The sequence below is a fragment of the Gilliamella sp. Pra-s60 genome, assembly GCF_009795755.1.
GTDB lineage: Bacteria > Pseudomonadota > Gammaproteobacteria > Enterobacterales > Orbaceae > Gilliamella.
On sequence record NZ_WTFA01000014.1, the window covers coordinates 1 to 18,747 of the forward strand.

The 18,747-nt window shown below is 36.3% G+C and carries 17 protein-coding genes and 1 pseudogene; 3 read left to right on the forward strand and 15 right to left on the reverse strand.

What is annotated here, in order from left to right; all coding sequences use genetic code 11:
* Nucleotides 1-77: 77 nt before the first annotated feature.
* The gene (locus tag GQ596_RS08895; RefSeq protein ID WP_160401326.1) at nt 78-1,736 is read right to left on the reverse strand and encodes a hypothetical protein; all 1,659 of its coding nucleotides are present in this window, start codon (nt 1,734-1,736) and stop codon (nt 78-80) included.
* Nucleotides 1,737-2,263: 527 nt separating this feature from the next.
* Here GQ596_RS08895 and GQ596_RS08900 point away from each other — a divergent pair.
* Complete coding sequence (locus tag GQ596_RS08900) at nt 2,264-3,295, forward strand: AI-2E family transporter (RefSeq protein ID WP_160401327.1); 1,032 nt, start codon at nt 2,264-2,266, stop codon at nt 3,293-3,295.
* A gap of 131 nt (nt 3,296-3,426) precedes the next feature.
* On the opposite strand, the gene mnmE is transcribed toward GQ596_RS08900, so the two are convergent.
* From mnmE to GQ596_RS08915, 3 genes are all read right to left on the reverse strand, one after another.
* A complete protein-coding gene (gene mnmE / locus GQ596_RS08905; protein WP_160401328.1) occupies nt 3,427-4,788 on the reverse strand; it encodes a tRNA uridine-5-carboxymethylaminomethyl(34) synthesis GTPase MnmE in 1,362 nt (453 codons plus the stop codon).
* Nucleotides 4,789-4,926: 138 nt separating this feature from the next.
* Nucleotides 4,927-5,520, reverse strand: coding sequence for a YdcF family protein (locus tag GQ596_RS08910; protein ID WP_160401329.1), 594 nt, complete (start codon nt 5,518-5,520; stop codon nt 4,927-4,929).
* Between the two features lie 4 nt (nt 5,521-5,524).
* The gene (locus GQ596_RS08915) at nt 5,525-6,094 is read right to left on the reverse strand and encodes a DNA-3-methyladenine glycosylase I (RefSeq protein WP_160401330.1); all 570 of its coding nucleotides are present in this window, start codon (nt 6,092-6,094) and stop codon (nt 5,525-5,527) included.
* 238 nt (nt 6,095-6,332) lie between these two features.
* On the opposite strand from GQ596_RS08915, the gene GQ596_RS08920 reads away from it, so the two are divergent.
* A complete protein-coding gene (locus tag GQ596_RS08920) occupies nt 6,333-7,682 on the forward strand; it encodes an MFS transporter (protein WP_160401331.1) in 1,350 nt (449 codons plus the stop codon).
* Nucleotides 7,683-7,745: 63 nt separating this feature from the next.
* On the opposite strand, the gene gorA is transcribed toward GQ596_RS08920, so the two are convergent.
* The 11 genes and pseudogenes from gorA to ribE all read right to left on the reverse strand — a co-directional run bounded on the left by gorA (nt 7,746) and on the right by ribE (nt 17,775).
* Nucleotides 7,746-9,098: a glutathione-disulfide reductase gene (gorA, locus tag GQ596_RS08925; protein ID WP_160401332.1), complete on the reverse strand. Its 1,353-nt coding sequence runs from the start codon at nt 9,096-9,098 to the stop codon at nt 7,746-7,748.
* A 301-nt stretch (nt 9,099-9,399) separates the two neighbouring features.
* The gene (hldE, locus tag GQ596_RS08930; RefSeq protein ID WP_160401333.1) at nt 9,400-10,824 is read right to left on the reverse strand and encodes a bifunctional D-glycero-beta-D-manno-heptose-7-phosphate kinase/D-glycero-beta-D-manno-heptose 1-phosphate adenylyltransferase HldE; all 1,425 of its coding nucleotides are present in this window, start codon (nt 10,822-10,824) and stop codon (nt 9,400-9,402) included.
* A gap of 47 nt (nt 10,825-10,871) precedes the next feature.
* A complete protein-coding gene (tatC, locus tag GQ596_RS08935; RefSeq protein ID WP_160401334.1) occupies nt 10,872-11,639 on the reverse strand; it encodes a twin-arginine translocase subunit TatC in 768 nt (255 codons plus the stop codon).
* Nucleotides 11,636-11,992: a Sec-independent protein translocase protein TatB gene (tatB, locus tag GQ596_RS08940; RefSeq protein ID WP_160401335.1), complete on the reverse strand. Its 357-nt coding sequence runs from the start codon at nt 11,990-11,992 to the stop codon at nt 11,636-11,638. The genes tatC and tatB overlap by 4 nt, the downstream gene beginning before the upstream one ends.
* 3 nt (nt 11,993-11,995) lie before the next feature.
* The gene (gene tatA / locus GQ596_RS11265; protein ID WP_160401364.1) at nt 11,996-12,217 is read right to left on the reverse strand and encodes a twin-arginine translocase TatA/TatE family subunit; all 222 of its coding nucleotides are present in this window, start codon (nt 12,215-12,217) and stop codon (nt 11,996-11,998) included.
* 97 nt (nt 12,218-12,314) lie between these two features.
* A complete protein-coding gene (ubiB, locus tag GQ596_RS08950) occupies nt 12,315-13,856 on the reverse strand; it encodes a ubiquinone biosynthesis regulatory protein kinase UbiB (RefSeq protein WP_160401336.1) in 1,542 nt (513 codons plus the stop codon).
* A gap of 14 nt (nt 13,857-13,870) precedes the next feature.
* Nucleotides 13,871-14,647, reverse strand: a complete 777-nt coding sequence (gene ubiE, locus GQ596_RS08955) for a bifunctional demethylmenaquinone methyltransferase/2-methoxy-6-polyprenyl-1,4-benzoquinol methylase UbiE (protein WP_160401337.1) — start codon at nt 14,645-14,647, stop codon at nt 13,871-13,873.
* Nucleotides 14,648-14,708: 61 nt separating this feature from the next.
* Nucleotides 14,709-15,668: pseudogene (nadR, locus tag GQ596_RS08960) on the reverse strand (multifunctional transcriptional regulator/nicotinamide-nucleotide adenylyltransferase/ribosylnicotinamide kinase NadR); the annotation flags it as partial.
* Nucleotides 15,669-15,803: 135 nt separating this feature from the next.
* Nucleotides 15,804-16,859, reverse strand: a complete 1,056-nt coding sequence (locus tag GQ596_RS08965) for a TrmH family RNA methyltransferase (protein WP_160401339.1) — start codon at nt 16,857-16,859, stop codon at nt 15,804-15,806.
* Between the two features lie 21 nt (nt 16,860-16,880).
* A complete protein-coding gene (nusB, locus tag GQ596_RS08970; protein WP_160401365.1) occupies nt 16,881-17,291 on the reverse strand; it encodes a transcription antitermination factor NusB in 411 nt (136 codons plus the stop codon).
* Between the two features lie 13 nt (nt 17,292-17,304).
* A complete protein-coding gene (gene ribE / locus GQ596_RS08975) occupies nt 17,305-17,775 on the reverse strand; it encodes a 6,7-dimethyl-8-ribityllumazine synthase (RefSeq protein ID WP_160401340.1) in 471 nt (156 codons plus the stop codon).
* Nucleotides 17,776-18,168: 393 nt separating this feature from the next.
* Here ribE and lpcA point away from each other — a divergent pair, with 393 nt between their 5' ends.
* Nucleotides 18,169-18,747: a D-sedoheptulose 7-phosphate isomerase gene (lpcA, locus tag GQ596_RS08980; RefSeq protein WP_160401341.1), complete on the forward strand. Its 579-nt coding sequence runs from the start codon at nt 18,169-18,171 to the stop codon at nt 18,745-18,747.

An 18,747-nucleotide genomic window follows, 5' to 3' on the forward strand; every position in this document is an offset into this window, starting at 1 on the left:
TATTCTTTGTTATATTATCCCCTCAGGCACCATAATCGCCCCCCGCGCCCTAAGGATTAAGAACTAAACGCTAAAAGCTAAGGTGTGGTGCAAAGGACAGAACGGGAGAAGCTGGCTAGTAAGCTGTCGACGGCGCCGTTGTTCGAGCTGACAGTGAACTGGTTGCTACCCGTAGCGTCGCTCGTCCAGTAGGAGTTGTAGTAGACGAAGCCCGCATCAACGTAGGAGTACATGCGTCCCCACTCCATGAAAAATACTGATCCTATGTTACGCTGGTAATAATTACCTGATGAACGAGGTTGTGCGCCTAAACCGCCATAATTTGAATTGGTTAAATCACTTACCCTAGGCAATCGATAACCCAAACCTCTACACCATGCTGTTTGATTAGGAGGGGTGTCAGTTTTATTACCCCGATTGACGAACCACCGACTCAATACAAATCCATAACGAACCTCATTACCACTACTATCCCTTCCCACCAACTCAAACGTCTGTGGTAAAGATGGACGTGTAAGTCGACTTGGATTACTTGAGTTTATTTGACTACTATCAGCCCTAGGACCATGCAACGTTACCCGTGTTACATTTTTTGATTTATCCGTAATCCAAGCATCAGCGTCGTAAGTCTCCCCTTCTGGGGATGTGAATGTACCAGAACGCGGCCTTGTCCAACTCACCGTTGCACTTATACTACCACTTGTGTTAACTGTCCAACTTAACTGACTTCCGTCAATCACAGTAGGAATCTCCAAGTCAAAATACAAGCCATCTGCACCAGTCCTTGGAAAGTTTTGACCGTAAGATGACGGAGTTGTAAACGCGGTTAAAAAGCCCTTACTAGGATTCCATATGTTAGCCGGACCTGCATGGCGGGGGTGGTCGTTAGAAATGATGCCTGTTGTTCCACCATAAAACAAATTCGGCCTGACCGAACAAATTTTAGGACGAGCATTCGTACTAAAATAATAATCCACCGTAGCGCCACTAAAACTACTACTCCTTGGCACCCCATACTGCGTACTTAATGTGCCACCTGTACTTGTTAAAGTTACCTTATAAGGGGCTTTACATATATCTAACGCACTAGTACGACCAACCGTAGCACCGTTTTTATCGGTAAACGCCACCGATATACTCCCCGATGCCCTTACCTGTCCATCGCCATCATCATCACCCCACTTCCCTTGGCTAATCAAATCATCGATGGTGATTGAATTCTGAGTAGGCGGTACTATCGTCTTCATATCACGAAAAGAACGCCATCTTGATAATACTATTGGATTTGTTACACTTGTATTCGTCGAAGGTGTGTACTCGTCTCCATCTACCATCGTAATGGTGAACAACGATTCAAAGTCTGTTACCTTGGTTTGGCCTCTATCTAATGTTAAATACGGGCCGGAACCATGAATAACATTTGATGTCTGTGCCGATAACGCCTCTGTATCCTGTGTATATGACAATAACAACAATGGCGCTAAGAATAATGCCGATTTACATAATAATGGTGATTTAAATAGTAACGGCGGTTTGAATAACAATGGCGGTTTTAATAACCACTTGGATATCGGCGATAATTTTGCCAAAGATTTTGCCGATGACGGCGTCGATTTCGCTACGCGAAATGACTTCGGTGATGAAAATAACTGTGGCGCTCTATTTTGACCACTGTGCGAATCAATAAGATTTAGGGCATAGGTTTGGCAGGCCAGATGCCAGATGCCAGATGCCAACCATGGTAATGCATTTTTATTTCCTTGTCAAGTAATTTCTTGTTTTTTATCGATTTTTCTATCTGTTCGCTTTATTTTTGAGCGATTCCCTGCTTGAATAAGCAGGAAAATTATAGCTTGATGGTGCATAATCTGCCACTTTTTTTGTTAATTTATTGTAAAGAATTGTTAGAAGGTTGAGTGCGGTGGTTTGGTTTTTTGGGGGGAGTGGTTTTGTTTGATAAAAATGCCTTGAAAAAACTTCAATAAAATCAATACCTTTCCTGACTGATTTTTTAGGTTAAAAACTGTTATTTAGACGTGCTATTTTTGGTTTTGCTGATTTGTTAGCTGTCGGTATTTTGCTTGGGTGTGTAATTTTTTTTAGGCTATTAAATATTCTTAATTAGTGATGTGTAGTTTATATTTAATGAGTAACAAAAAGCGGACTAACAATTAGCCATCTGCTATAATCGCCTTTTATTTTTATCGTTATATCTATCTCGGTTTTAATTAAACAATTTGTTTATTAAAGGATATTTTTCTTTATGCTACTTAATAACAATCAAAAATTAGGTCTATTTTGTTTGGCGCTGTTTTCCGTTAGTTTCATTATTTTAATGCAAGTACATTTAATGCCAGCAGTGATAGCGGCGTTGTTGACCTATACGTTAACACAAAAATTAGATGATTTTTTGTCACGAAAAATGGTACGGTTTAGTCATCAGTCAAAATTAATTTCGGTATTAGTACTGACGACAGTGATTATTGGTATTTTTATTGGTGGTTTTTGGTATTTGTTTGCTTGGTTTGTTGATATGGTCAAGCATCCAACCGAAACGTTAACCAATATAAGATTAATCGTAAACAATGTAATAAACAGTCTACCAACAAACGTTACCCATTATTTGCCTGATAATATTGATGAAATTGAATCAACTATTATGGTTTATCTTAAAGAGCATGTTTTTTATTTACAATCGATTATCAAAAAAGTATTCCATGATTTCGTCATATTAATTGTGGGAATGATTATTGGATTAATTTTAGGCTATAAAGAAAACCAACGTAATACGGTTCATAATCCAGTGACACAAAGGCCATTAACTAAAGCGTTAAAGGCTAGTTTAAACCGATTAGTTGTGGTATTCCAATATGTCGCTATGTCTCAAGTTGTGATTGCTTTATTTAATGCGATAATGACTGCCATTTTGCTATTTATTATTTTGCCTATGTTTGGCATTCATTTACCGTTTAGTAAAAGTTTAGTGCTAGCCACATTTGTTTTTGGGCTTATTCCTATTATTGGAAATTTGATCGTCAATGTATTAATCTTTTTTGTTGCATTTACGGTATCGTTTACCGTTGCAATGGTAATTATTGTGTATTTAATTTTAATTCATAAAATGGAATATGTGCTTAATGCAAAAATAGTTGGGACTAAAATTCATGCGGGTATCTGTGAATTGTTAATTGCGATGCTTTTTTTAGAGACGCTTTTTGGCGTGATTGGTTTAATTTTTGCACCTATTTTTTATGCATTTATAAAATTGTCATTAAAAGAACTAAGAATTCTTTAAATTTATTCAAATTAAGATTTGTATAAATTAATATTTACCTAATTTTTATAAAATAAATTATCTAATTCATTTTATGGGCATTATCTAGTTTGTTATGAAACTAGATAATGTGACCATCAAGTAGTTTATCTCTACTTTCCAATACAAAATGAACTAAATATACGACCTAACAAATCATCAGAAGTAAATTGCCCTGTAATTTCACTTAAGGCTTCTTGCGCTAATCTTAATTCTTCGGCAAGTAATTCACCAGCATGGAATGTGATAAGTTGGTGCTTACCATTGTTTAAATGCCCTGCTGCCTTTTCAAGTGCTTGCAGGTGGCGACGTCGGGCTAAGAATCCACCTTCAGTACTACTAGTAAAGCCCATGGCCTGTTTTAGGTGTTCACGTAATAAGGTAATCCCTTCGCCTGTTCGTGCCGAAAGTTGAATGAGTGAGTAGCCGTTTACTTTGCTATATCCTAGTGCTTCACCCGTTAAATCGGCTTTATTACGAATTACAGTTACTGGCATATTTTTAGGTAAACGTTCAATAAATTCTGGCCATAGCTTTTCGGGGTTGGTTTCTGTTGTGGTTGTGCTGTCAACCATGAACAGTACCCTATCGGCTTGTTCAATTTCTTGCCAAGCACGTTCAATACCGATTCGTTCCACTTCATCACTTGCTTCGCGTAGTCCTGCGGTGTCAATAATATGCAGTGGCATGCCATCGATGTGGATATGTTCACGCAGTACATCGCGCGTGGTGCCGGCGATGTCGGTAACAATGGCTGCGTCACGCCCAGCTAAGGCATTAAGTAAGCTTGATTTACCTGCATTTGGTCGACCTGCGATGACAACTTTCATACCTTCACGAAGTAGCGATCCTTGTTTAGCTTCTTGCCTAACTTCGTTTAAGTGTGCAATCACTTCATTAAGTTGAGCTTCAATTTTGCCGTCAGATAAGAAGTCGATTTCTTCTTCAGGAAAGTCAATCGCCGCTTCGGTAAAAATTCTTAGATGAATCAACGATTCAACAAGTGCATCTATTTTCTTTGAAAAGACACCTTGTAGCGATGAAATAGCCGATTTTGCTGCTTGCTCAGAACTGGCATCAATTAAATCAGCAATTGCTTCGGCTTGAGCAAGATCTAATTTATCATTTAAAAATGCACGCTCTGAAAACTCCCCCGGCCGAGCAATGCGGACACTTGGGATTTCAAGAATGCGTTTTAAAAGTAAATCTAAAATAATCGGCCCACCATGACCTTGTAATTCAAGCACGTCTTCGCCCGTAAATGAGTGGGGATTAGGAAAAAATAAGGCAATGCCTTCATCTAACGTGCTGCCATCTGATGCTAAAAAAGGTAAATAATTGGCATAACGAGGTTTAGGCAATTTGCCCAATACGGCTTGAGCGACAGTTTGAGCCTGAGGCCCTGAAACACGCAAAATACCAACCCCCCCACGCCCTGGCGGGGTTGCTTGTGCAACAATCGTATCTAAGTTCATTCTTTTCATTTTTAAATTAAACAGCAATGTTGCCATAATATCATGGACAACAAGTAAAAACAGCTGTTGCTTATGGTGATGCTACGATTAGCTGATTGAATTAAAAAAATCGTAAAAAATTTGATTTAATCACAAGCATTAGCTTTTTTTAGCTTTAGGATGATCAAATACCCAAGAATTTGCTAATGCAAGTGGTTCTCTTATCATTGCAATATATTTATCAAAATTAGTCCAACTTAACGGTGCCGATAATCCTGATACTTCATTAAAACCCGAGCGTTTAGCTAACATAATTGAGCGCAATAGATGAAAATCATTCGTTACAATAACCGTGTTTCCTAATGGTAATACGTCATCTGCATATATAAATTGTTGAGCAGTTCGGGTTGATTTATCTTCAATATGAACTCTTGAAGATTCAATGCCTTTGTTGATTAAGTAATCAGCCATTACACTAGCTTCGCTTGCTGACTCATCTTTACCTTGCCCGCCACAAACAATGACTTTTGTATTGGGATTATTTTGCAAATAGCTAATTGCAGCATCTAAACGTGCTTGTAATGTCAAAGGCGCCTGCGCAGGTGTTCCCACTACTTGTGATCCTAAAATCACCATGGTGTCGGCATTGTCTTGTGGTTTTTGCTCGGCATAAATAAAAATAACCACATTACAGACAATAAAATAACTTAATATGGCAATAATGGCATATTTTACTAGTTGTATCATTTTCATTAACTTAAATTCCTTTTTTAAAGCAATCTTCAAAATGGTCATTGACTAATCCCATAGATTGCATAAATGCATAACAAATGGTAGAGCCAACAAAACTAAAGCCCTTCTTTTTAAGTGCTTTTGACATTTTGTCAGATGTTTCAGTGCTAACTGGTAATTCGCTTTTGTCTTTGTAATGATGAGTGATCGGTTTACCATCAACAAAAGACCAAATAAATTGAGAAAAATCTTCATTATTTTTTTGCATCAATAAATAAGCTTGGGCATTTTTGATTATGCTATTGAGCTTTAAGCGATTGCGTATTAACCCTTTGTTCTCCATAAATAATTCAATATCTTGTGCAGTTAGTTGAACAATTTTTTCAGGATTAAAATCAAAAAAACAACGGCGATACTCGTCTCGTTTTTTCAGTACTGTGATCCAAGATAACCCCGCTTGTTGCCCTTCCAAGCAGATTTTTTCAAATAACTTAAGGCTATCATATTGGGGAATGCCCCATTCGTTGTCATGATAAGCAATATAGAGCGGATCGTTTGTAACCCAACTGCAACGTTTTACTTTTTGATTTGTCATTAAATGATCCTTTTAGATTAACCACATGATAAATAATGAGATCGGTTATCCAATAAAATATAAATAATTTAAGATTATAAACCAAATATGCAGTTTAATGTCATTCATTAAATTTTTTTATGATGGAAAAAAAGACTTTTTTTTGTGGCAAAATGAGGACTCTTTATAAGATTCAGTCAAAAAAAATACATTTTCTTGATTTTCTATCTCAATTTAACAATAAGAATAAGGTTAGTTCATGAATCAGTCTGAAATCAATGCACAATGGCAACCCAATGCGCGGCCATTAAATAGTAAGGATTTAAAAACATTATTTTTATCGTCTTTAGGCGGTACACTCGAGTTTTATGATTTTGTTATTTACGCACTTTATATTGATACCATCGTTAAACCACTATTTTTACCTCATACATTATCGCCTTTAACGTTAGATTTGTTTGCTTGGGGTATTTTTGCTGCTGGTTATTTAGTTCGTCCTGTGGGTGGTATTATTATGGCGCATTTTGGCGATAAGGTGGGACGTAAAAAGATGTTCACCCTTAGTGTCGCAATGATGGCGCTACCGACGTTTATCATCGGGGTTTTACCGACTTATGAAATGATCGGTATTTTTGCACCACTATTGCTTTTGATCATGAGAATGTTGCAAGGTGCCGCCATCGGTGGCGAAATGCCCGGAGCTTGGGTATTCATTGCCGAGCATGTACCAAAGCAACGTTATGGACTGGGTGTAGGTACATTAACATCAGGAATTACTGGCGGTATTTTACTTGGTTTTATTGTCACAATTATTATTGATTTGTGTTTTACTAAACAAAATATTTTAGATTATGCATGGCGTATTCCGTTTATTATTGGTGGTGTTTTTGGTGTGATTTCCGTTTATTTGCGCCGCTTTTTGTCTGAAACCCCCATTTTCAAGGAATTAGCCGCACGCAAGGCGATTGAAAAAAACATCCCTGTTGTTACTGTACTACAAAAACACAAAACGGCTTGCCTGATTGTTGCATTGTTAACATGGTCATTGTCCACGGCAATTATGGTGGGGATTTTAATTACGCCGGGACGTATAGTTGGCAATATGTATCATTTTGCTAACCTTGATTGGCGGATCGGTGGCTGTATTGCCGCTTTAACCTTGACATTAGGTTGTATCGTTTTTGGTTGGTTAGATGATAAGCTCGGTTCAACAAAAACTGTAATCATTTGTTGGGGTGGACTTGCTATTTCTAGTTTGTGTTTTTATAGTTCTTTATCGCCTGATATGTCAATCGCCAAACTTTATGTAATTTGGGCAGTGTTTGGGCTTTTTATCGGATCTGTCGCTATGACACCAATTATTGGAACAAGAACGTTTCCCCCTGCAATCCGTTATTCTGGTTTGTCGTTTTCTTATAATTTAGCTTATGCGTTATTTAGTGCTATTACACCAACATTAACACTTTATCTATTAAGTCCTGAACATTTATTAGGAGAGTATAGTTATTTGGGAGCAGGCATTTATATTTCTTTTGTGGCATTAATTGCAGTAGCTGTCGGTTTTTATCCATTAGCCAAAAATGGTTGGCGTGATCAATCGACCAATTAGTTAATAAAAAATAAAAAAAGCAGGACAATTGCCTGCTTTTTTATTTTTACAATCATAATTAAATTAGCGCATAGTCACAAATTCTTCAGCTGCAGTTGGATGAATAGCAACGGTATTATCAAAGTCTTTTTTCGTTGCACCCATTTTTAGTGCTACCGCAAAGCCTTGTAACATTTCGTCCATGCCATAACCAATACCATGAATGCCAACAATTTTTTCATTATCCCCGACACAGACTAATTTCATTCTACATGGTTGACGGTGCGTTGTTACTGCGGTGTACATAGCAGTAAAAGTGGAGGTATAAACTTTGACATTTTGTTTACCAAATTGCTGTACAGCTTCTGGTTCAGTTAAGCCCACAGTTCCAATAGCTGGGTGAGTAAATACCACTGTTGGAATATTATTATAGTCTAAATGTTCATCAGGTTTATTGTTAAAAAGTCTTTCTGATAAGCGGCGACCAGCTGCAACAGCAACAGGTGTTAGTGCTAGAGCCCCTGTGTCATCACCAACAGAATAAATACCTGACACATTGGTGTTTTGGTATTTATCTACGATAACAAAGCCTTTATTATCAACATGAATACCTGCTGCATTTAAGTTCATATCCTCTGTTGCTGGCTGACGACCTATCGCCCAAATAAGGCAATCTACAGTGTAAGTTTCGCCATTTTCTAGCGTTAGAGTTAATGATTCATCACTATTTTTAGTAACAGATTTTGGAATGGCAAAAGTGTGAAGTTGTTGCCCTTCTGTTTTAATGACTTCCATTAAGGTTTCAATAATTAATGGATCAAAAGTGCGCAATGGTGTGGCATGGCGAATAAATTGGTGCGTTTGCGCGCCAAGTGCATGCAGTACGCTGGCAATTTCACAAGCAATATAGCCAGCCCCAACAACAGCAACCCGTTTAGGTAATGCGTTTAGCGCAAAAAAACCATCCGATGTAATACCATATTCCGCGCCAGGGATATTAGGAATGGTTGGTTTTCCACCAACAGCGATCAATATGTGATCGGCACTATACTGCTGACCATTGACTTCAACAGTATGAGCATCAACAAATTTAGCATAACCTTGAATCACATCAACGTTATTATTCGTCAGCACACGATCATAAGATTGGTGAATTCGATCAATATAAGCGCTTCGACTGGCAATTAATTTATCCCAGCTAAATTGATTAATAGTCGTATCAAAACCATAATCAGGTCCATAATGATTAATAGCTTCAGCTATTTGCGCCCCATACCACATCACTTTTTTTGGAACACAGCCAACGTTAACACATGTGCCACCTAATAATTTTGCTTCAATAATCGCACACTTTTTGCCATAAGACGCAGCTCGGTTAACTGATGCTATCCCCCCACTACCACCACCAATGGCGATATAATCATAATGTTTGGTCATTAAATATCCTCTGTACTGATTTTTCTATATTGTGTAATAGCTTTGCATAAAGTGAATAATAAAAAAAGTGTTAATTTTTAAATTTAATGATAGTTATTAACGATTGATTATACAATAACTGATATCGCTTCTTTTATTAAAGATGTGATTAACGTTGTGCGTGTTTTTTGATGACTTTCTAATTTGCTTTAAAGTGCTATTAAAATAAGAAGATAAACAACTGAGTTTTGCGGTTTTAAAACAGATCGGTTACTTGTTATCGGTTACTTATTGAAGTAACCGATTTGCTTGATAGTCGTATTTAGCGATTTTTGATTGCATTAATAATATTGGTCGTTGAGCAACCATCTTCAAAATTAAGCACTTTAACGCTTCCGCCAGCCGCAATAACTTCTTTACCCCCAGCAATATCTTCGGGTTTATAGTCGCCACCTTTGACTAAGACATCAGGTAAGATATTAGCAATAAGTCGTTGTGGGGTTTCTTCTTCAAATGGAACAACCCAATCAACCGAATCAAGTGCACCTAGTACAATCATTCGTTGCATGAGTGGGTTAATTGGTCTTGATTCGCCTTTTAGTTTTTTAACCGAGGCATCGCTATTTACTGCAACAATTAGTCGATCACCAAGTTTTCGAGCATTTGCTAAATAAGAGACATGCCCAGCATGTAAAATATCAAAACAACCATTAGTCATGACAATTTTTTCGCCACGCATTCGTGCTTTTTTGACTTCTTCTTTTAGCTCGTCTTCGCTCATAACGCCAAAACCATCATCAGCTCGAGCGCGGATGGCGTTTTCTAGTTCGACTTGTGAAACGGTCGATGTACCAAGTTTGCCCACAACCACACCCGCTGCGGCATTGGCTAAAAAGCAGCTTTCTTCTAAAGACTGCCCAGCAGCTAAGGCTGCGGCTAATGTCGCAATGACGGTATCGCCTGCACCAGTGACATCAAAGACTTCTTTGGCTTGAGTTGGCAGGTGGTAAATCGGTTTGTTTAATTGGAGTAGTGTCATGCCCTTTTCACTACGCGTGACAAGCAAGGCTTTGAGATCATACTTTTTGATAAGTTGATAACCTTTTTCGATAATCTCTTCTTCATTTTGGCAATGCCCAACTACCGCTTCAAATTCAGTCATGTTTGGTGTTAATAATGTTGCACCACGGTAACGCTCAAAATCGGTACCTTTTGGGTCAACTAAAATTGGCACATTGGCTTGATTTGCCAGCTTAATCATTGCTTGAACTGCTGATAATGCACCTTTGGCATAATCCGACAGAACTAATACTTTATTGGTCTTCAAGGCTGTTTGAATACGTTCAAGAATAGGCGCAGGCTCGACATTGCCAAAACCTTCTTCAAAATCAATTCGGATCAGTTGTTGATTGCGTGATAAGACCCGCAGTTTGGTAATGGTTGGGTGAGTTGAAACAGAAACAAAATCACATTGTACTTTGTGTTTACTTAACTGTTCATCAAGAATTTTAGCTGGTTCATCAATCCCAGTTAATCCAATCAATCGTGCGTTACCACAAAGTGAAGTAATATTCATTGCAACATTGGCTGCACCACCGGGTCTTTCTTCTAGAGAGTCTATTTTAACTACAGGTACTGGGGCTTCGGGTGATATGCGGTTAGTTCCCCCATACCAATAGCGATCTAACATAATATCGCCGACAACTAATACATTGGCACAATTAAAATCTGGTAATGATGTTTTCATTATCAATACTTATCCTTTACTTATCATTTTAATCACTATTCCCTTATTTATTGTTCATTGTTTGAGTCATGATAATACTCATCATCATTGTCCTTTTTGCGTGGTTGATAGAACCTTGCAAAAAAAGTACCAATTTCAAACAGTAAACAGATAGGTACAGCTAATAATATTTGTGAAAATACATCGGGTGGTGTAACAAACATGGCAATAGCAAATACACCAACAATAATATATGGGCGTTTTTTACGTAAACTTTTAGGTGTAGTGATACCTGTCCAGCAGATTAAAATAATCGCAACAGGTACTTCAAAAGCAAAACCAAATACCACAAAAAGAGTCATAACAAAATCAAGGTATTTGGTAATGTCGGTGTTGATTGCTACGTCAATCGGTGCGGTATGAATAAAAAAGTAAAATGCTAGTGGAAACACCACAAAGTAAGCAAACGCTATACCCATATAAAAAAGGATCGTGCTTGATACAATTAAAGGCATAACCAAGCGTCTTTCGTGTTGGTAAAGTGCTGGTGCAATAAAGCCCCAAATTTGGTATAACACATACGGTATAGAGATGAATATTGCCACCACTGCAGTCAGTTTAATCGGTGTAAAAAATGGCGCAGCAATATCGGTTGCGATCATACTACTACCTTGAGGTAACTGGCTAATGAGCGGATTTGCCACAATATGATAAATATCATTAGAAAAATAGAGCAAACAGGCTAAGACCAGCAAAATACAGATGATTGAGCGTAGAAGCCGTGTTCTAAGTTCAACAAGATGCCCAATTAATGGTTGAGTAGCGTCGTCTGTCATGATTTTTTATCTGAATGTGTTTGTGAATCAACTTGTGTTTGTGGTTCGATTTGCGTTGCCGAGCTGATTTCATTTTTTAATGATTCTGTTACACGTTTCAAGTCATCAATAGATTCTTGAATTTCTGGCGTAAGCGTAGTTAACCCACTTTGTTCAGCTTTTTTTAGGCTATCTTGTAATTCTTGTAATTTTAGTTCTTTATTTAATTCTAACTGTACCGTGGCTGACATTCGGCGTAATACTTTTATCCACCCTGCCACTGTTTTTATTGCAATAGGCAATCGTTCTGGCCCTAATACCACCAGACCAATAATTAATACTAATAATAATTGCCCAAAGCTGATATCAAACACGGGTTACTCTTCTTTGTTATTATTGGTATTAGTATCAGATGATTCGGTATTTTCGATTTTTTGTGAATTACCACTATCTTTTTTACCGTCATCATCACTCATCGCTTTTTTAAAACCTTTAATTGACTCACCAAGATCTGAGCCTAATGAACGTAATTTTTTTGTTCCGAATAATAATACGACTACAGCTATTAATATGAGTAGTTGTGGTAAGCTTGGCATCATGATGATTGTCTCCAATGGTGGTATTAAACCAAATTATACACGTAAATTATAATATTCCAAATATGTCCAACTTAATGTGTATTGTTAGTGTCCCGTTTTAATTGGCTATCAGTATAGTAATACATAAAACACAAACTAATCCAAGTATTCCATATAAGTTTCGTTCACGTTTTTTGCTTCGCTGTAATTGTTGTTCAATTTGCTTTAGCTGTACATTCATCTGTTTGGTGATGCGTTCGTAATTGTTTAATTTATCTGGTAATTGAGGCAATATATTGCGCCATTTAGGTAGTGCTCCCCAAGCTTGTTGTAGTATCTTTTTTGCGCTGTATTTATCTTGATACCACTCTTCTAAAAATGGTTTTGCCGTTTGCCATAAATCAAGTTCAGGATAAAGCTGACGACCAAGTCCTTCAATATAAAAGAGCGTTTTTTCAAGAAGGGTAAGTTGGGGTTGAATATCCATTTCAAATTGCCCTGCTACTTGAAATAATTGCAGTAAAATTTGTGAAAATGAGATTTCAGCCAGTGGTTTGGCAAATATAGGTTCACAAACATTGCGCATTGCTATTTCGAGAGCAATGACATCAGTATTTGCAGGAACCCAACCTGATGCAATATAAGTTTCAGCTATTTTTTGATAATCTCGATTAAAAAATGCTAAGAAATTTTCAGCAAGGTAGTGCTGGTCGTCATTGCTCAATATACCAACAATGGCACAATCAATGCCAATATAGCGTGGATTTTGTGGATCGGTAATATCAACAAAAATATTACCAGGATGCATATCAGCGTGGAAAAAGTTATCACGAAAAACTTGAGTAAAAAAGGCTTGAACACCTCGTTCAGCAAGTAATTTCATATTAACATTATGTTGTTTAAGTAAGTCAATATCGGCAATTGGCACACCTTTAATACGTTCTTCAACTATAATAGTTTTTCGACATAAATCTTGGTATACATAAGGAATATATAAAACATCGCTATTGATAAAATTGTTACGTAATCTGGCTGTGTTATATGCTTCTTTGCGTAGATCTAACTCTTTTAATAGCGTTATTTCATAATCACGCACGATTTCAACCGCGCGTAATCTTTCGCCTGATTTTATTCGTTTTGTAAATTGGTTGGCAACCCAATACATTAAACCAATATCGGCTTGGATAACAGATAAAATATTAGGCCGCAAAACTTTGATAACAACCTCGGTCTGACTAGACTTTAATATCGCAGTGTGAACTTGTGCAATTGATGCTGATGCGAGTGGTTTCTCGTCAAAATCACTGAAATAATAATCAATTGGTTTTTCTAATGCTTGTTCAATCAGGTGTTTGGCAATTTTTCCATCAAAAGGATCAACTTGATCTTGTAATTTAGCTAAAGCATTTGCTATGTCTTTCGGTAAAACATCGCGCCGAGTTGAGATCATTTGCCCAAATTTGATCCAAACTGGTCCTAACTCTTGCAATGCTTGCCGTAAACGCTCACCAATTTCTTGATGTTTTGCTTTAGGTCTAATCCAAAAAAGACAGAATAACAAAGTGCGGAGCCATTTTGATGAACGGTGTTTAGGTAACAGTTCATTTAATTGATAAGCTCGAAATACGGTTAATATTTTATAAATTCGAAAGAATGTCATTATGTTTCATCGCATCAAAATTTAAAGCCAGTATGTAATGCTACAATGCCACCAGTCATATTGTGATATTTCACATCAACAAATCCAGCATCTTCCATCATTTTTTTCAATGTATTTTGATCTGGATGCATACGAATCGATTCGGCTAAATAGCGATAACTTTCAGAATCATTTGCTACAATTTTACCCATTAGCGGTAACATGGTAAATGAATAAAGATCATAGGCTTTATTTAAAATTTGATATTGTGGTTTAGAAAATTCAAGAATTAATAAACGCCCACCCGGCTTCAATACACGCCACATAGAGCGTAAGGCTTTTTCTTTATCGGTCACATTGCGTAAACCAAATGAAATAGTGATACAATCAAAATAGTTATCAGCAAAAGGAAGTTCTTCAGCATTTGCTTGTACATATTCAATATTTTTAATTAAGCCTTTGTCGCGTAATTTATCTCGCCCAACTTTTAACATTGATTCGTTAATATCGGCTAAAATAACTAATCCATCATCGCCAACAAGTTGTGAAAATTTTGCAGTTAAATCACCTGTGCCACCAGCAAGGTCTAAAACTTTTTGACCTTTGCGCACACTACTATATTCAATGGTGATTTTTTTCCAAATTCGATGGATACCAAATGACATGAGATCATTCATGACATCATATTTATCAGCAACTGAGTGAAATACTTCAGCCACACGTTTTACTTTTTCTTGTTTGGGTACCTGTGTGTAACCAAAATCAATGTTTTCTTGGTCTGTGTTGTCTGGTTTATCAGAAGATTGAGACATAAAATTTACCTAGCACAAATATTTAGCTTATTTTAACACAAGCCATAATAAATGTGATGAACTAAATCAATAATGCTTCAACCTTCTTTGAAATTGTTTCAAAATATTCCAGTTGGGAGCATTGCTGTTTTAAGTCTTTTTCGTGAATAACCAAATCAAAATGATAACTGTCTTTAAGAGCTTTTAAAACTTCATTTTCTTTTTCGAAGATTTGGTTGTAATACTGCGCTAATGTGTCAAAATCAATCGAGGTAAAAACAAGTTTATTCGCAGTTTCAACTGCTTTTGATAGTCGTTCAACATGTAGCATTGCAATTTTAATATAATCGGATTCACTCAAATAACGCTTGTTATGGAAAACTGAGATTTCTCGCTCAATATAATTAATATAACCATTTGACACATAATTAGTATTATAAATATTAGCAAGTTGAATAGGTAAGTCACAAAATCTATTTTGACCAATAATAGCCACTTTTTTAACAAAAAAAGGCTTTGCCGATTGCGCAATAAACGACCAGTTTTTATAGGGATTTTCACGGATTTGTGTGGCACTGATATTCATAAAGTGCCGATCAGCATCAACAATAGAAACTGAACAACCAAAATAGTGTTCATGATTTTTGACATCTTGAGGTTCACTAGTAAAAATAACATCGGGAGTTATTTTATGCTCAGCAAGGATGTGCTTAACACGATCACTCCAATCTTGCCATCCATTAGGGTAAAACTCAATGCCAGTTTCATCAAGAACATGAATATGAATATTGTGGCGATCTTTAAATGTTTCTTTTAACCACGAAAAGCGATCACTAACTTGAGGTTGTTTAGAAAGTCGGCTTTTATTAAATAGTTGTATATCTCGTGATGCTTCACAACCAAGTAAAATATGCAACTCATCAACTTGGCTTGCAGCTTTTTCAATTAAATAAATATGACCACAATGTAAAGGATAAAACTTACCAAAAATTAAACCAACTTTATATTTAGACAACATAACTGCTACCGACATATTTAAATACTTGCTTACACACTCTACAGAAAAAAAATCCTATTTCTAATCAAATGATGCTATTGATATTAATCATCGATGAAAAATAACGTTATTATCTTTCTCATTAGTTAATCTAATGAGAAAGATAAAATGTACGAATATTTACTTTTGCAAATTTGATAATAAAATACCCGTTGCTACTGAAATATTAAGTGCCGGCATATTTTCATTACCTTGTAAATGCAAGATGACATCAGCATGATTAACCAACTTCATATTGATTTGCTGAAAAATAACCAAAGCTACTTTTTGGTTAAATCGGGTTTTATGCAATTCGGTAGATGCAATGGATTTTATCTGACAAGGCAATAGCGCAACAACTTGGTAACCATGTTGTTTAAGCATATCAATTGAGGCAATAAAATCGTCACTTTTAATTGCTGCAACGGCTTCTATTCCACCTTCGGCTACTCGCATAGCTGAGCCACTATCAAGTAAATTGGTTTGGCGTAACATAACACCATTAACACCATAAAAAGCTGCACTTCGCATTAATCCACCTAGATTATGAGGATTGTTGACATCGTCAATCGCTAAAATACAATCATGATCTTTATCACGATTGCTTTCTAAATAATCCAATAATGTAAGTGGCGCGCGCTTTTTAACAATTAAACAGACACCACCATGGTGCGGCGTTTCGGTTATTTTATTCAATTGTTCATTTGTAACAACGTCATAGCCTAAACGTTGCTGAACTAACCAGTTGATTAATTCCTTAAACTGATAAGTCATTTCTTGAACAATAAATAATTTAATAATGGCTGTGCGTCGATGTTTGAAAACCGCTTTACAGCTATTTTCACTATAGACTAATGTCTCTTCTTTGCGTTGACGATAGCCATCATAACCAAATGTGGGGGTTTGGTCATTTGCACGCACTTTTTTCTGCCATGGTGAACCATTGTCAATAGCTGGTTGAGATTGATTAAGTTCAACTGTAAAACGTTTTTTGACAAACTTTGTTTCGTCATTCTTAGGTTTAAACGTTTCAATACGGTCATTACGATCACGTTTAGACTTAAACTGAGATGAATTATCCTTACGCTTACCTTTCCACGCTATGGGCTTTTCTTGAGCTGAGCGAGAATGCTTTTTAGGTTCACTATTTTTAGCATAAAAAATAGTTGGTTTGCTTTTTTCGGTATTGTCGTTCATATCAATCTCACTATTAATCGATTATCGCGTACGAATAGTTGGGGCGATTTTATCTAATACACCATTAACAAATTTATGGCTGTCAGCTGCACCAAACGTTTTTGTGAGATCGATAGCTTCGTTAATCACAACTTTATAAGGTACATCTTGACGTTTCATTAATTCGTACAGCGCAATTCTAAGTATCGCTAATTCAATTTGACCTAATTCGTCAACAGTACGTTCTGTAAGGTATGGTGTCATTTTGACATCTAATTCGGCGGTATTTTTTGCCACACCGTTTAATAATTCACGAAAGTACTTGGCATCAACGCCTTTCATATCTTGTTCTGCAATAAAGCTGGACTCAACATCAGCAAGATCGTTTTTAGAAACTTGCCAAGAGTAAATTGCTTGTACCGCACACTCTCTTGCTCGACGACGAGGATTAATTAATGCCACTAAATTACTCCTTAATTGCTTTAATAATATTTAGCATTTCCAGTGCAGTTAATGCCGCTTCCGCACCTTTATTACCCGCTTTAGTGCCTGCACGTTCAATGGCCTGTTCGATACTTTCAGTAGTTAAAATACCAAATCCAACAGGAATTGTGTTATCTAAGCTTGCACTTAATAAACCTGAACTTGATTCACCAGCAACAAAATCAAAATGTGCAGTGCTTCCACGAATAACCGTACCTAATGCCACAATTGCATCATGTTTTTTTGACTGTGCAGCTACTTTTGCGGCAAGTGGAATTTCATAAGCACCAGGAACCCAGATAACCGTAATATTTTTATCATCGACCTGCCCAATACGTGTTAATGCATCAATTGCACCACTGACTAGGCTATCATTAATAAAATGATTAAAACGTGCCACCACAATTGCAATTTTAGCTTTCGGCGCAGCTACTTTACCTTCAATTGTTTGCATATCAATTCCTTATTGATTCTATTTTAAATGCTATTTCACTTTTTTTTATAAGTGAAAAATACTCATTAAATTGTATCACGAATTAAAGACTTATCCTATTGGCAAATAGCGTTACGACCAAGTTATATACAAGATATTATTTAAAAAAAATGCAAAGAATTTCACTATTGTAAAAACAACGCTTGTTAACATTAAAATTAATTTAAATTTTGTTGTCATTTTGTTTTTTATTAATAGTAACAATTTTAGTTTATTTTTATTTCGATATTCTTTTTTATACTTAAACACATGCTTTTTTGAAAATATTGTTCAAAATTGGGAATTTTATTTTATTACTTGCAAGCTATTTGGAACGAATTAAAATGGTATATAAATTTATTGAGGAGAATAGTAGTGTACATTAACAATATTCGTAATGAGTTAAACCAAGCTATTGATGTGTTAACTCAATTTGTTTCGGATGATAAAAACCTTGAACAGATTCAACAAGCAGCAATTTTAATTGCAGATTCATTTAAACAAGGCGGCAAAGTTCTTTCATGTGGCAATGGTGGTTCTCATTGTGATGCAATGCATTTTGCTGAAGAATTAACAGGGCGTTATCGTGATAACCGTCCAGCTTACCCAGCGATAGCAATATCTGATGTAAGTCATATTTCTTGTGTTGGTAATGATTATGGGTTTGATAATATTTTTTCTCGTTATGTTGAGGGAGTTGGGCAAAAAGGCGATGTGCTTTTGGGTATTTCAACTTCTGGTAATTCAACCAATGTTCTTAAAGCAATTGAAATAGCAAAACAAAAAGGAATGAAAATCATTACATTAACAGGTAAAGATGGTGGTAAGATGAATGGGCTTGCCGATGTTGATATTCGTGTTCCACACTTTGGTTATGCTGATCGTGTGCAAGAGATTCACATCAAAGTTATTCATATTCTTATTATGCTTATTGAAAAAGAGATGGCTAAATAA

Excerpts from the sequence above, each read along its gene's own strand:
- tatC (WP_160401334.1), bottom strand. The coding sequence starts at position 11,639 with ATGACAGACGACGCTACTCAACCATTAATTGGGCATCTTGTTGAACTT.
- GQ596_RS08920 (WP_160401331.1), top strand. The coding sequence starts at position 6,333 with ATGAATCAGTCTGAAATCAATGCACAATGGCAACCCAATGCGCGGCCA.
- tatA (WP_160401364.1), bottom strand. The coding sequence starts at position 12,217 with ATGATGCCAAGCTTACCACAACTACTCATATTAATAGCTGTAGTCGTA.
- gorA (WP_160401332.1), bottom strand. The coding sequence starts at position 9,098 with ATGACCAAACATTATGATTATATCGCCATTGGTGGTGGTAGTGGGGGG.
- GQ596_RS08900 (WP_160401327.1), top strand. The coding sequence starts at position 2,264 with ATGCTACTTAATAACAATCAAAAATTAGGTCTATTTTGTTTGGCGCTG.
- GQ596_RS08965 (WP_160401339.1), bottom strand. The coding sequence starts at position 16,859 with ATGAACGACAATACCGAAAAAAGCAAACCAACTATTTTTTATGCTAAA.
- ubiB (WP_160401336.1), bottom strand. The coding sequence starts at position 13,856 with ATGACATTCTTTCGAATTTATAAAATATTAACCGTATTTCGAGCTTAT.
- mnmE (WP_160401328.1), bottom strand. The coding sequence starts at position 4,788 with ATGAACTTAGATACGATTGTTGCACAAGCAACCCCGCCAGGGCGTGGG.
- GQ596_RS08910 (WP_160401329.1), bottom strand. The coding sequence starts at position 5,520 with ATGAAAATGATACAACTAGTAAAATATGCCATTATTGCCATATTAAGT.
- ribE (WP_160401340.1), bottom strand. The coding sequence starts at position 17,775 with ATGCAAACAATTGAAGGTAAAGTAGCTGCGCCGAAAGCTAAAATTGCA.
- hldE (WP_160401333.1), bottom strand. The coding sequence starts at position 10,824 with ATGAAAACATCATTACCAGATTTTAATTGTGCCAATGTATTAGTTGTC.
- ubiE (WP_160401337.1), bottom strand. The coding sequence starts at position 14,647 with ATGTCTCAATCTTCTGATAAACCAGACAACACAGACCAAGAAAACATT.
- GQ596_RS08915 (WP_160401330.1), bottom strand. The coding sequence starts at position 6,094 with ATGACAAATCAAAAAGTAAAACGTTGCAGTTGGGTTACAAACGATCCG.